The sequence below is a fragment of the Paenibacillus sp. USHLN196 genome, assembly GCF_037144955.1.
Classification (GTDB): domain Bacteria; phylum Bacillota; class Bacilli; order Paenibacillales; family Paenibacillaceae; genus Paenibacillus; species Paenibacillus xylanexedens_C.
The window spans coordinates 14,067-28,486 of the sequence record NZ_JBBCYH010000024.1 but is presented as its reverse complement, the minus strand read 5'-3'; the positions used below and the strand labels follow the sequence as shown (position 1 = coordinate 28,486).

At 47.9% G+C, this 14,420-nt stretch carries 11 protein-coding genes; all 11 read left to right on the top strand.

Going from position 1 to position 14,420, the window contains the following annotated elements; genetic code table 11:
* Positions 1-361: 361 nt before the first annotated feature.
* The 11 genes from spoIIE (at position 362) to hslO (ending at position 14,401) form a co-directional block, all read left to right on the top strand.
* Positions 362-2,869 (top strand): stage II sporulation protein E, encoded by a 2,508-nt coding sequence (gene spoIIE, locus WFI24_RS31980; protein WP_336765848.1) that lies wholly within the window; start codon positions 362-364, stop codon positions 2,867-2,869.
* Between the two features lie 85 nt (positions 2,870-2,954).
* Positions 2,955-3,707: a VWA domain-containing protein gene (locus tag WFI24_RS31975; RefSeq protein WP_076216755.1), complete on the top strand. Its 753-nt coding sequence runs from the start codon at positions 2,955-2,957 to the stop codon at positions 3,705-3,707.
* Positions 3,691-4,638 carry a serine/threonine protein kinase gene (locus WFI24_RS31970; RefSeq protein ID WP_145326532.1) on the top strand — a complete coding sequence of 316 codons (948 nt, stop codon included), beginning with the start codon at positions 3,691-3,693 and terminating at the stop codon, positions 4,636-4,638. Before WFI24_RS31975 ends, WFI24_RS31970 begins: the two co-directional genes overlap by 17 nt.
* A gap of 44 nt (positions 4,639-4,682) precedes the next feature.
* On the top strand, positions 4,683-6,122 hold the full coding sequence (gene tilS, locus WFI24_RS31965; RefSeq protein WP_336765846.1) for a tRNA lysidine(34) synthetase TilS: 1,440 nt from the start codon (positions 4,683-4,685) through the stop codon (positions 6,120-6,122).
* A 52-nt stretch (positions 6,123-6,174) separates the two neighbouring features.
* Positions 6,175-6,714 (top strand): hypoxanthine phosphoribosyltransferase, encoded by a 540-nt coding sequence (hpt, locus tag WFI24_RS31960; protein ID WP_145326534.1) that lies wholly within the window; start codon positions 6,175-6,177, stop codon positions 6,712-6,714.
* A gap of 100 nt (positions 6,715-6,814) precedes the next feature.
* Positions 6,815-8,860: an ATP-dependent zinc metalloprotease FtsH gene (ftsH, locus tag WFI24_RS31955; protein ID WP_336765845.1), complete on the top strand. Its 2,046-nt coding sequence runs from the start codon at positions 6,815-6,817 to the stop codon at positions 8,858-8,860.
* 298 nt (positions 8,861-9,158) lie between these two features.
* On the top strand, positions 9,159-10,097 hold the full coding sequence (gene nadA / locus WFI24_RS31950) for a quinolinate synthase NadA (protein ID WP_017691350.1): 939 nt from the start codon (positions 9,159-9,161) through the stop codon (positions 10,095-10,097).
* Positions 10,098-10,132: 35 nt separating this feature from the next.
* Positions 10,133-11,767, top strand: a complete 1,635-nt coding sequence (gene nadB / locus WFI24_RS31945; RefSeq protein WP_336765843.1) for an L-aspartate oxidase — start codon at positions 10,133-10,135, stop codon at positions 11,765-11,767.
* Positions 11,764-12,630: a carboxylating nicotinate-nucleotide diphosphorylase gene (nadC, locus tag WFI24_RS31940; RefSeq protein ID WP_336765841.1), complete on the top strand. Its 867-nt coding sequence runs from the start codon at positions 11,764-11,766 to the stop codon at positions 12,628-12,630. Before nadB ends, nadC begins: the two co-directional genes overlap by 4 nt.
* A 6-nt stretch (positions 12,631-12,636) precedes the next feature.
* Positions 12,637-13,407, top strand: coding sequence for a type III pantothenate kinase (locus WFI24_RS31935; RefSeq protein WP_336765839.1), 771 nt, complete (start codon positions 12,637-12,639; stop codon positions 13,405-13,407).
* Positions 13,408-13,510: 103 nt separating this feature from the next.
* Positions 13,511-14,401, top strand: a complete 891-nt coding sequence (hslO, locus tag WFI24_RS31930) for an Hsp33 family molecular chaperone HslO (RefSeq protein ID WP_336765837.1) — start codon at positions 13,511-13,513, stop codon at positions 14,399-14,401.
* The last annotated feature ends 19 nt before the right edge of the window (positions 14,402-14,420 follow it).

The window sequence follows — 14,420 nt, the reverse complement described above, 5'->3', positions numbered from 1 at the left end:
GCTCCATATCCCCAGTTTTTCTGCACGGCAAAATGGAACCATAAGAACATTTGTCGTTTACCATTTTTTACCGACAGGTTTCCGTGGCATTCCACAGCTATCCTGCTCAAATGATGGCGAGACCAAACCATCGCCGGTTCAAAATCAGACATTCCGACTGTCGGAATCAAGTAGGAGAATGAATGAAACCACAATAAGGCCGGGGGTTTCGCTCCACCGCGCCAGGCTCGTTTCTTTTGTCGTAAACTTTTTGGACCCTGCCCACCTATTCTGACAAACTACGTCTTCTAATCTATCTATAATCAGAACCATCGAGAACGAAACACGAAAATTCAAATTAATCGAATGGGGTGCCTTGAGGATGATGGAAAAGTGGAATGTCATTCAATTTCCGGGAATGAAAGCAGGTAAAGGAGGTACGGAAGCTCGGGAGGAGCTGTCGGTACGTCTGAAACATTGGCTTGGCTCCCGCAAGGCTGTCCAGATGGTTGCTTCCCGCAAATGGGTACTGCTGCTCACATTCATGGGATTTCTGCTCGGAAAGGCGATGATCCTGAATGAGTTATCTCCCTTTGCCATTGCTTATTTCGCCGTAATTGCTTTCATGCGTAGGGATTACATCATTCCGGTAGGCGCCGCTCTACTCGCAGGTAGTCTCTTTGCACCGTTTCCAGTACCACTCATTGTTGCATCGGAGATCGCCATCTTTTATTTGTTCTTCCGTGGACTGGAGTCATATGATCGTGCTGAATTATCTTATGCACCAACGATGGTATTTACGACTACATTTATGGTCAAATTATTCGCGGTTGTGATCGGGCCATCCTTCAGCTGGTACGCGATGCTGATGCTCACGATGGATTCCGTACTAAGCTTTGTGCTCACCCTTGTTTTTATACAAGCCATACCGATCTTCACCTATCGCAAAAAAAAGTTCAGCCTAAAGAACGAGGAGATCCTTTGTCTGATCATATTGCTCGCTTCCGTTATGACGGGAGCTGTAGGGTGGACCATTCAGTCCTTATCCGTCGAGCATATGCTCTCCCGTTATCTCATATTAATCTTTGCTCTGGTGGGCGGAGCCCCCCTCGGAGCCTCAGTTGGGGTCATTACCGGCTTGATTCTGAGTCTGGCTGACATGTCAGCGGTGTATCAGATGAGCCTGCTTGCTTTTGCCGGAATGCTGGCGGGTATGCTTCGAGAGGGCAAACGTGCGGGGGTTGCACTGGGCATGCTGCTGGGTTCGTCCATTCTATCCATATATCTGGGGGGACCAGGCGATGTTATGAACTCATTATGGGAGACGTGTGCAGCTATCGTTCTGTTTATGTTGACACCTAAAAGCCTGATGACGGCGATATCCAAGTATGTGCCAGGTACGCAGGATCATACGAAATCCCAGCATGAGTATGCCAAACGGATACGGGATATCACGGCCGAACGGGTAACCCGGTTCTCACAGGTATTCCGTCAATTGTCACGCAGCTTCGATCAGATGTCCGGTGCGGGGGAGCCGGTACAGAAAGAAGGTGGAATGGACCATTTCATGAATGCGGTTGCCGAGGGCACATGTGCAAGCTGCTTCAAGCGTACGCAATGCTGGGATGCAAAGTTTATTCAAACCTATAAATATATGACGGACGTGATGAGTACGATTGAGGGGAACCCGGAGATATCAGGCAAGCAGATTCCAGTAGAATGGAACAGGGTGTGTGCGAAACCGGAAGAGGTCCTTGAAGTCATGCGTGCCCAGTATGGGTTGCATCAACATAACATGCAATGGAAGCGTCAGATTATCGATAGCCGACAGCTCGTTGCGGAGCAATTGTCTGGCGTATCTCAGGTTATGGAGGACCTGGCAAAAGAAATTCAACGGGAAAGTGAGGAGATGGTGCAGCAAGAGGAGCAGATCAGGGACGCGTTAGAGTCACTGGGCCTGTCCATTCATTCCATTGAGATTATCAATCTGGAAGCGGGTAATGTGGAAATTGAGATTGTACATGCGTATACACGGGGATTCGATGAGTGCCGGAAAATGATAGCTCCGCTGATCTCGGATGTATTGGACGAGCATATTGCCGTCTTGCATGAGACCATGACCGACCCTCGTCAGGGACTGGCGACTGTCACGTTTGGTTCAGCCAAAACCTTCGAGGTTACCACAGGTGTTGCTGCTGCTGCCAAAGGGGGAGATGTGATGTCAGGTGACAGCTTCAGCACGGTTGAGTTAGGCAATGGCACGTTCGCGGTGGCGCTTAGTGATGGAATGGGCAATGGAGAACGGGCACGCATGGAGAGTAGCGCAGCCCTAAATATACTGGAACAGTTACTACAGTCCGGCATGGATGAGAAACTAGCGATCAAATCCGTGAACTCCGTCCTGATGTTGCGCTCACCTGAAGAGATGTATGCGACAGTGGATATGGCATTGATCGATGAATATACGGCAGAGACAACATTTATGAAAATTGGCTCAACACCAAGCTTTATCAAACGAGGACAGGAGGTTATACAAGTTTCAGCCAGTAATTTGCCGATCGGTATTATTAAGGATATTGAAGTGGATCTGGTAACGGTACAGCTTCAACCTGGTGATATACTCATTATGATGACGGATGGCATCTATGATGCACCGGGGTATGCGGTGAACAAAGAATTATGGATGAAACGGCTCATTCAAGAGATTGATACAGATGATCCACAAGAGTTGGCCGATTGCCTGCTTGAGAGTGTCATAAGATATCAGCAGCATGAAATTTTGGATGATATGACTGTCGTTGTTGGAAAAGTAGAGCATTTCCGCCCTGAATGGGCCACACTGCGTGTGCCTGGCATCAACCGGATGGAGCGTCCACGGACCGTCAGTTAATTGCATATTCTTCTGTTTGAAGTCTCTTCATTCTGGCAATGCTAGTCATAGAGTTGGAGAGTAACGAATAACGGAGGGATATCGGATGAAGCAAATCTTGTTGATCACCGACGGTTGTTCCAATGTAGGACCAAGTCCGGTGCTGGCAGCGGCCGAAGCGCAGGAAGAAGGGATTACGGTTAATGTGGTTGGCGTGATTGATTATGGAACCATTGGTGAGCTGGGTAGCCGGGAGATTGAGGACATTGCCAGAGCCGGAGGTGGAATCAGCCAAATTGTAGGTACACGTCAGCTTGCCCATACCATGCAGATGATGACAAGGAAAACGGTGGTTCAGACTATTCAGCAGGCGGTTAATAGAGAGTTAACACAAATTTTGGGAGAGAAGGAGCCCAAAACGGTAACGGATCTGGAGCCTTCACAACGCGCCCGGGTAGTGGAAGTGATGGATGATATGGCTGAAACTACAGCCTTACAGGTTATATTGTTAATCGACGTAAGTGCCAGCATGAAGCCCAAACTGGCTGCGGTAGAAGAAGGCATTCGTGATTTAATGTTAAGTTTGCAGGCGCGTATAGGTCAGAGCAAGCTTTCCGTATTTCATTTTCCGGGGCGACACAGTGGAGAAGATGCGGTAATGGATATTGACTGGACAACGGATCCAGGCCGTGTTCGGTCCTTGTTTGGAAGGTTGCAGATGAAGGGTGCAACGCCGACAGGTCCTGCAATTCAGAAGGTGATTGATTTTTACCGTTATGGTACACTGGAGAAACAGCAGGAAATAGAAGGGAACTATCGCATTGAAAGAGAAGGGATGCTCGGTGACAACGTTGTCTGACGCCTCTTTCCCGCCAGGAACAGTGGTTACAGGGAAATGGAATCGCAGTCGTTACACGATTCGGAAGCTACTGGGCAAAGGAGCCAATGGCATCGTTTTTCTTGTCCAACGGGGTGAAAATGGCAAACACTACGCGCTTAAAATGGGATTTGATCCGGTAGATCTGCAGTCGGAAGTCAATGTGCTCAAATCTTTTCAACTACAGCGTAATCATGAGGCCCTTCGGCAGAGCGGCATTCCTTCCTATCTTAAAGATGTGGATGATTATGCCGTTCGTGGCCGGGATATTCCCTTTTATGTGATGCGTTACGTTCGAGGTGAGGCTCTTCATCACTTCATTCGGCGTCAGGGGACAGACTGGACACTTTTGGTAGGACTTAGACTCTTGCAGAAGCTGGCACAGTTGCATCAGGCGGGATGGGTGTTCGGTGATCTCAAGCCTCAGAATGTGCTGGTATCTGATTATGGGCATGTGGAATTGATCGACTACGGCGGAGTTACGTCCATTGGTCGAAGCGTCAAGCAGTTCACCGAATGGTATGATCGGGGGTTCTGGAATGCAGGCAGCCGAACAGCAGATGGTACCTATGATGTATTTGCTTTTGCATTATTGTTGATTCATGTACTAGAAGCGGATGCACTCAAGGCATTAGCAGCAGAAGGGTTACCGCAACTGCGAAGTGTGAATCAGCTCGTAGCGCTGGTGGAGCGCAGTGAACGACTGGGTCCTTTTCGGAATTGGACAATCCAGGCCTTACGAGGTCAGTTTCGTGATGCAGGCCATGCGGCACAAGGATGGAAGGAAATGATGGCACGCCCCACGCCTCTTCGCCGTCGTTCCAAAAGTACAACGCCGCGCTGGCTCAAGAACGCATTTGCTGTATCTGTGATACTACTTATTGGGGTGCTCATCTATGCACTACGTTTCTGATCTGTGAGGGTGCATATACATAACGCAAGGAATGAGGAACAGGTATGAAGGCTTTACGCTGGAACATGCTGGTGAATAACGTGCTGGATGCAGCGGAAGAGCATCAGTTATGGGTTCCCGGGGATCGGATTGTCGTCGCAGTATCGGGCGGGCCGGACTCGGTGGCTTTTTTGCATATCATGCATGAGATCAGCAAGCAGCATGTGCCACTTGAATTGATCTGTGCTCACGTGCATCATGGTTTCCGGACCGAATCTGATGAAGAAGCGGAGAAAATGATGGAACTGGCACAGCAGCTTGGTATTACATTTGAATGGACCAAGGCCGATGTACCTTCATATATGGAGCTGACGGGTCAAGGGCCACAGGAAGCGGCACGCAACAAGCGATATGCCTTTCTTCATGAAGTAGCTACCAAATATAATGCGGCAAGCATCGCTTTGGCACATCATGCGGATGATCAGGCGGAGACGGTCATGCTTCATTTGCTTCGTGGAACCGGCTTGTCGGGACTCTCAGGAATGAAGTTTAAAAGACGAGAAAAAAATGTGGAACTTATTCGTCCATGCCTTCGTATAAACAAGACAGACCTTGTAGAAGCTTGTAATACCCAGGGTTTTATGTATTTCAATGATGAGAGCAACGCCCTGCGTAAATATCGGCGTAATGCCATTCGCTTGGATGTGCTTCCTTTTTTGGGGCAGTATAATGGACAACTCACGCCGTCATTGAATCGGCTTGCCGAAATTGTGGGTGATGAAGACGATTTCATGGAGCAGAGTGCATATGACACATACAGGTGTCTAGTGCAGGTGAACGGCGGAAGGCAAACCTTTGAGGTGCCTTCCTTCTTGAAGTTACATGTCGCTTTACAACGAAGGTTGATTAAACTAATATTGAATTATCTGCCTTTGGACAGTGATTTTGTCGACTTTACCCGTATAGAAACCATTCGACACAAGGTCATGGAGACCCATGTGACGACCTGGAGCCTGGATATAGGACAGACACTCGCCTGCACTCGGGAGTATAATCTGATTTCTTTTGGCATACGGACGGACGTACAGGATCAATCTTACGAGTATCGTCTTGCGCAATGGAGTGGAACTTATGAGCTTTCACTCACCCCAATTAACCGGTATATTCGGTTGATGACGGTGAGTCCCGAGGACTATCATGTACCGGAATCGGCGGATCAAGCCGCGTTTGATGCGGATCTACTGCTTATGCCGCTGGTTGTGCGTTCACGGTTACCTGGAGATACCATGAAAGTGATGGGATTAAACGGAAGCAAAAAGGTGAAAAATATTTTCATCGATGAGAAAATCCCCCCATCTGTCCGTCCACGTATTCCTGTGGTATGTGATGGAGCAGGTCATATCATCTGGTTACCGGGTGTTCGACGGTCCAATGTGGCTCCTGTCAGGGAGGGCACTTCCGCAATCCTGTACATGACTGTAGGCGATTCAGCGATTCAGGGGTAGTGGTTATGGTTCAGGTAAGGCTTTCATAGTATAACTTAGGAGGTTCGCACAGTTGCAGAACGACATTCAGGAAGTATTGATCAGTGAAGAAGAAATTCAGAGTAAAGTCAAGGAATTAGGCGCAACACTAAGTGCCGAATATGCAAACCGCAATCCTTTGGTCATTTGTGTGCTCAAGGGTGCGTTTATATTTATGGCTGATTTGGTTAAAAACATAACGGTACCTGTTGAAATGGATTTTATGGCGGTATCCAGTTATGGCGCTTCCACCAAGTCATCAGGTGTTGTCAAAATCATTAAGGATCTGGATGTCTCCGTTGAAGGACGGGAAGTTCTGATTGTCGAAGATATTATCGACAGTGGACTTACACTCAGTTATCTGATTGAACTGCTGCAAAACCGTGGTGCCGAATCGGTGCGTGTGGTTACGCTGTTCGACAAGCCTTCAGGCCGTAAAGTGGAGTTGGAAGCTCATTACACAGGCTTTGACATTCCTGACGCGTTCATCGTTGGTTACGGTTTGGATTTTGCGGAGAAGTACCGGAACCTGCCCTATATCGGGATTTTGAAGCCGGAAGTCTATAGTAGCTAATATCCTGCCCGACCCAAGCCTTGAGCTGTTCTTGGCTTCTGTTGAGAAGCCATGTCGGGCTATGTTAAAATAATTAAAGTGTCTCGAGAGGAGGTAGGGGATGAATCGGTTCATCCGGAATTCTGGTTTTTATTTGATTCTTTTTTTAGTTGTGGTGGGGATAGTCCAGTTCGTCAGCAATGGCGGCGAAGCCACCGATAATCCTAGATATGATCAGTTGCGTGCAGCGATCAAAGCCAACAATGTCTCTGAATTGACGGTTCAATTCAACGGTCAAACGTATCTCGTGACCGGTCAATACAAGAAGGCACCTGATGGCGCCAAATCAGAAAATTTCTCAACGTATATTCCTCCTACGGATGAGGCAATTAGTGAACTTGTAGCTGCAAGTGAAACTAACAATTTCCAATATCATCAGGAGCCAATGAAAGGTGACAGCATCTGGTTGACGTTGCTGACTTCCTTTATTCCTTTGATCATTATGTTCCTGCTGTTCTTCTTCCTGTTTAATCAGGCTCAAGGCGGCGGCGGTAAAGTAATGAACTTTGGTAAAAGCCGTGCTCGTCTCTACAACGAAGAGAAGAAGCGGGTTACATTTGAAGATGTTGCGGGTGCTGACGAAGAGAAACAGGAACTTGTTGAGGTCGTAGACTTCCTCAAGGACCCTCGTAAATTCGCAGCAGTAGGTGCACGGATTCCTAAGGGCGTATTGCTCGTAGGGCCTCCAGGTACCGGTAAAACATTGCTCGCTCGTGCCGTAGCCGGTGAAGCGGGTGTACCATTCTTCACTATTTCAGGTTCCGACTTCGTGGAAATGTTTGTCGGTGTCGGTGCATCACGTGTACGTGATTTGTTTGAAAATGCGAAGAAAAATGCCCCATGTATCATCTTTATCGATGAGATTGATGCTGTAGGACGTCAGCGTGGTGCTGGTCTCGGTGGTGGTCACGATGAACGTGAACAGACACTCAACCAGTTGCTCGTTGAGATGGACGGATTCGGAGTTAACGAAGGCATTATCATCATAGCCGCAACGAACCGTGCAGATATTTTGGACCCTGCCTTGCTGCGTCCAGGACGTTTTGACCGTCAAATTACGGTTGACCGCCCTGATGTAAAAGGTCGTGAAGCTGTCCTGAAAGTACATTCCCGTAATAAACCACTGACTAAAGATGTGAAGATGGATATTATCGCGAAGCGTACAACAGGTTTCTCTGGTGCGGATTTGGAGAATCTCTTGAACGAAGCGGCATTGCTTGCAGCGCGTCGTAACCGTAAAGATATTTCCATGAAGGAAGTTGACGAAGCGATTGACCGTGTCATCGTTGGTACGGAGAAGAAAAGCCGTGTCATCAGTGATCGCGAGAAACGAATCGTTGCTTATCACGAAGCAGGTCATACCATTGTAGGATACTTCCTTGAACATGCTGATATGGTACATAAAGTGACCATTATTCCGCGCGGACGTGCGGGTGGATATGTAATCATGTTGCCAAAAGAAGACCGTATGCTGGTTACCAAGCAGGAATTGCTGGATAAAGTAACCGGACTTCTCGGGGGTCGTGTAGCTGAAGAATTGTTCATCGGAGAAATTGGTACTGGTGCATACAGTGACTTCCAGCAAGCGACAGGTATTGTTCGCAGCATGGTTATGGAATACGGTATGAGTGAGAAATTGGGACCTATGCAATTCGGAAGTTCACAAGGACAGGTATTCCTTGGTCGGGATATCGGTCATGAACAGAATTACTCGGATTCCATTGCTTATGAGATTGATCAGGAAATGCAACGCTTTATCAATGACTGTTATGAGAAGTGTAAGGACTTGCTTGTTAAACATTCAAAAGAGATGCACTTGATCGCTCAAACTTTGCTTGAAGTTGAGACTTTGGAAATGGATCAGATCAAACAATTGATCGAAACAGGTTCTTTGACTCCAAAAGCAGAGAATGACAATGATGGTGAAGGTACGCCAACTGAAGGCGGAGAGCCAATCATCGACAACATCGGTGATGTGCGTGTCCGTATTCAAGGTAAAGATGGAACGTCTGAGCCACCAGCCGGAGATATTCCAAACGAAGCTCCGAATCTGGAAAAGGGTAATAACAATAACCCGGATGATGGCGGAACGAAGCCAACGTCTTAATGCATAATACATCTGGCTATGCTAGCAGGTGAAATCAAGAGAGCCCTCGGGCTCTCTTTTTTTGTCCATTATTTTAAAAGAGGATAGATAAAGATAAACGGGAGTTAGATGGCGAACCAGTTAGCAAACGGGTGGTTACGGCGTTGTTCTGAGCCTTTTTCATTTATTGACAGAGTCGTGAACGTTGTGTAAATTAGTTGTTAAACCGCTTGTGATTCGTTTCTCAAGCGAAGATAACGACTAGGTTGGCCCTACGAAACAGCGCATGACGCTGTCCCGATAAAGGAGAGGATCACAGGTGGAAGCTCTGGCTTTAGAGCGCAAGGCTGAGATGAACCGCGAACTGCGTGAGCGGCTGATGGAATTGAAGAAGGAACGTAATGCCATTATTCTTGCCCATTATTATCAACGTGACGAGGTACAGGAGGTTGCTGACTTCCGTGGAGATTCATTTCTATTAGCCCAGAAGGCAGCACAAACAGATGCAGATGTGATCGTTTTCTGTGGTGTTCACTTTATGGGTGAAAGCGCTAAGATTTTGGCGCCGAACAAAACGGTTATTATCCCGGATGAACGTGCGGGTTGCCCAATGGCAGACATGGTGAATGTGGATGGACTACGCAAATTGAAGGCACAACACCCTAATGCCAAGGTGGTCACTTATATCAACTCCTCGGCTGAGATCAAGGCAGAGACCGACATCTGTTGTACATCTGCGAATGCAGTTCGGGTTATTCAATCCGTAGACTCCGACGAAATTATCTGGGTACCGGATAAAAACTTGGGACACTATGTGCAGCAGCATACAGACAAGAAAATGATTATCTGGGAAGGATACTGCAACACTCATGATATGCTCACAGTCAAAGATGTGGTGGAGATGAGAGCCAAGCATCCGAATGCAGAGTTTGTTGTCCATCCGGAGTGCCGTCCTGAGGTTGTAGAGATGGGTGATTTTGTAGGCAGTACAACAGCCATCTTGGAGTATTGCAAAAATTCATCAGCGAAGGAATTTATCGTAGGTACGGAAGATGGTACAGGATATCAACTTCGTTTGGATAGTCCGGATAAACAGTTCCATTTTGCTACCAAGTTCCTCGTATGTCCTAACATGAAGGTCAACAACTTGAAGAAACTGGTGAAATGCCTGGAAACGATGAAGCCGCAGATCTATGTGCCACCGGCCGTTGCCGACAAAGCCAGAGAATCACTAGAGCGTATGTTATTGGTGAAGTAGGATGCGCTACTCTTGCTCCAAGACAGGTGAATAACATGATACCGCAATATTTAGTTGATTTTGATCTATCTGCGCTACCCACAGTAGAGACGGATGTACTGGTTATAGGCTCAGGGATTGCTGGTTTGTTTACCGCTATTAAAGCAAGTGAACAACAACGTGTATTAATGATCACGAAGAAGTCATTACTTGAAAGTAACACTCGGTATGCGCAGGGAGGCATCGCTGCGGTTATTGCTGAAGATGATTCACCTGCTTATCACTTGCAGGACACACTTGTTGCAGGAGCGGGCTTATGCCGCTCCGAGGCGGTAGAGGTATTGGTGAATGAGGGGCCGGACGGTGTGAAGGAACTGATTCGTTTAGGTACGTTGTTTGACCTGGAGAACGGCGAGTTGGCGTTGACGCAGGAAGGTGCGCATAGCCACCGCCGTATTTTGCATGCCAACGGGGATGCAACGGGATATGAGATTGTACGTGCGCTTGCAGTCGAAGTGAATGAACATCCCGGAATTGAAGTATGGGATGAGCATTTTGTGATTGACCTGATTACGGATCGAGATCGAGGGGAGTGCATCGGCGCTCTGATTCAGAAGGACGATGGATCGCAAGTTTTCGTGAAGGCACAGGCAACGGTTCTCTGCTCTGGTGGGGCAGGACAACTGTACCGATATACGACGAATCCGGATGTAGCTACTGCCGATGGTGTAGCAATGGCCTATCGGGCTGGGGCGATTGTTCGTGACATGGAATTTATCCAATTCCACCCCACCTCTCTTTGTTACCCGGGGGCCCCGCGTTTCCTTGTGTCAGAAGCCGTGCGCGGTGAGGGAGCATTTTTGCGCAATGTGAAGGGTGAACGCTTCATGGATCGATATCATGCTCAGCTTGAACTGGCACCACGCGATATCGTGGCACGAGCGATTGTTAGTGAGATGGAGTCGACCAACAGCACCTTTGTGTACCTGGATATTACGCATGAACAGCCAGAGATGATCAAGCATCGGTTCCCTACCATATATGAGACTTGTATGCGTTATGGATTAGACATGACAACGGATTGGATTCCCGTTGCACCTGCTGCCCATTACATGATGGGCGGAGTGAAAACGGACCTAAGTGGAGAGAGCAGCATCTCCCGGTTATTTGCTTGTGGAGAGGTATCGTCTACAGGAGTGCATGGAGCTAACCGTCTGGCAAGCAACTCTTTGTCTGAAGCAATTGTATTTGGCCGGAGAATTGTAGATCGCATTCAATCTCTTCCTCCGCTTGGTTCACTAAGAGGGAATACTTCTTCTTCTGTGGACATGAGTAGCAAGATGGGCAAAATCATGGTAGAGCAAAGACCGATATCCGAAAGACGCTTACGATTACAGAAAATGATGGTTCGTCAGGTAGGCTTGCGCCGGAATGGTGAGAATCTGCAGAAGGCCATGGACAAGCTGCACCAGGAATTGCAATTTTTTGATCAGACACTCACCCATAAGGAAGAGCTAGAGTACGCCAACCTTCTGACCTGTTCCTGGTTAGTTACCAGCGGAGCATTACACCGCGAGGAGAGTCGGGGGGCCCACTACCGTGAAGATTTCCCGGCACGTGATGATGTCGTCTGGCAGAAGCATAGTCTGCAGCAGCGAGAACAAGCGATTGTGGAGGAATTGATGTCATGATACGAAATGGATATAATGATGGGCTTATCGAATCAATCAAAAACTGGCTTCGTGAAGATGTCGGTGCAGGTGACGTTACAACGAGTGTGACGATTCCAGCAGGCAATCAATCCAAGGCCATTATACATGCCAAGGACAATGGCATTATAGCAGGCATGACCGTAGCCGAACTCGTATTTCAGGTCGTCGATCCTGACCTTGTATTTACACCGAAGGTAACAGACGGAGACAAGGTTACCCATGGCACGATTTTGGCCGAGGTAGAGGGAAGTACACATTCACTGCTTACGGGGGAACGACTGGCACTTAACTTGCTGCAACGTATGTCCGGAATAGCTACGCGTACGCGTGCCTACGTGGATGTGCTGGATGGTCTAGAGACCAGACTCGTGGATACACGTAAGACAACGCCGGGTCACCGATTACTTGAGAAATACGCAGTGCGCGTGGGTGGCGGAGCGAATCATAGATTTGGACTGTACGATGCTGTTATGATTAAGGATAACCACATCAAGGGTGCAGGCGGAATTACCGAGGCGGTACAGCGTGCGCGAACCGTTATCCCACATACGATGACGATTGAAGTGGAGACTGAAAATCTGGAGCAGGTGAGAGAAGCCTTGCAAGCCGGGGCAGATATCATTATGCTGGATAACATGCATCCAGAGCGGATGCGTGAAGCAGTTGAATTTATTCGTGAACAGGCTCCTCATGTAAAGGTTGAAGCATCCGGTAACGTCTCCCTCAAGACCATTCGTGGTATTGCAGAGAGTGGTGTGGATGTAATTTCGGTTGGCAGGTTAACCTATTCTTTTGAGAGCCTGGATATCAGCCTGGATTTAAATGAAAAGAAAGAGGGGTGAACCTCTTTGATTCTAGTTGTAGACGTGGGGAACAGCAATATGGTGCTCGGCGTATATCAAGGCCGGGAATTGCTGCACCACTTTCGTCTGAGTACATCACGTCAGTCAACAGTGGATGAATACGGCGTATTGATTTATAATTTATTTCATATGTCCGGCATCAGGGCAAGCGACATCGAAGGTGTCATCATCTCATCTGTGGTTCCGCCACTGGTGAATGTAATCGAAGCGATGTGTGAGAAGTATGTAGGCAAAAAAGCTTTGCTCGTTGGGCCTGGTATCAAAACTGGCTTGAACCTGCGATACGAGAACCCCCGTGAAGTGGGTGCAGATCGTATTGTTAATGCAGTGGCAGCCGTTGAGAGGTATGGTGGTCCTCTCGTCGTGGTCGATTTCGGTACCGCAACGACTTTTGACTGTATTGACGAGAAAGGTCACTACCTGGGGGGAGCTATTGTACCTGGCATTCAAATTGCCACTGAAGCGCTATATGAGCGGGCATCCAAGTTGCCTCGTATTGAGCTGGAGAAACCCAAGAAGGTGATTGGCCGTAATACTATTCATGCGATGCAAGCGGGCATTATATTTGGCTATGCAGGGCAGGTAGATGGTATTGTAGAGCGTATTCGCGAAGAAATGGGAGCCAAGCCCAGAGTTATTGCAACGGGTGGTCTCGCTACACTGATTGCAGAAGAAACCCGTAGTATAGAGGAAGTTGATCCGCTGCTTACGCTTGAAGGGCTGCGTATTATATATGAGCGGAACCGGGAAAGGTGAGCTTAGAGACGGCATACAGCGGGCTGAGATTACAGCTTAAGTGTTGTGCCGTTTTTTCTGTGTTACGACTATTATGACGATACGCCAAAGGAGGCTGAATGACTTGGAAAACAACAACAAGCATGACCGGTTAATTCGTGGTACAGCAATGAATGGAAAGGTAAGAGCCTTTGCTATCCAGACTACGGAACTGGTTGAGGAACTACGCAGAAGACACGACACGTTTCCCACGGCTACAGCTGCCATGGGGCGTACGGTTACAACAGCAGCCATCATGGGTGCAATGCTCAAAGGTGAAGAGAAGTTAACGGTACAAGTCAACGGTGATGGGCCCATTGGACAGATTGTAGCTGATGCCAATGCCAAAGGCGAAGTACGTGGATATGTTTCTAATCCACATGTACATTTGCCAAGCAATAGTGTGGGCAAACTGGATGTTGCAGGCGCGGTTGGAACGGAAGGTTTCATTAACATAACGAAGGATTTGGGACTGAAAGAGCCATATCGTGGCAGTGTGCCTATTATTTCAGGAGAACTGGGCGAAGACTTCACGTACTACTTTGCTCAATCGGAGCAAACACCTTCTGCTGTAGGCGTTGGTGTCCTCGTTGATACGGATAATTCCGTTATTGTCGCAGGCGGATTCATTATGCAGCTGTTGCCGGGATTGACAGATCAAGAGATCACAGCGATCGAAAACGCCATTGGGACGTTGCCACCAGTGACGACGTTACTGGAGCAGGGACTTGAATTGGAAGAGTTACTTCGCCGATTGTTGCCAGATGTACAAGTGATGGAAGGATTGGATATTCATTTTAGCTGTGAATGTTCACGTGAGCGGGTAGAGAAGACGTTAATCAGCTTGGGCCAATCCGAAATGGAACAGCTAATTGAAGAAGAGGGTCGGGCTGAAGTGGTTTGCCAATTCTGTAATGAAGCTTACGAATTTAACAAAGAACAACTTGAGACCATCCTAGAGCAAGCCAAGAACTGATCTATGCGGGGACGGGATG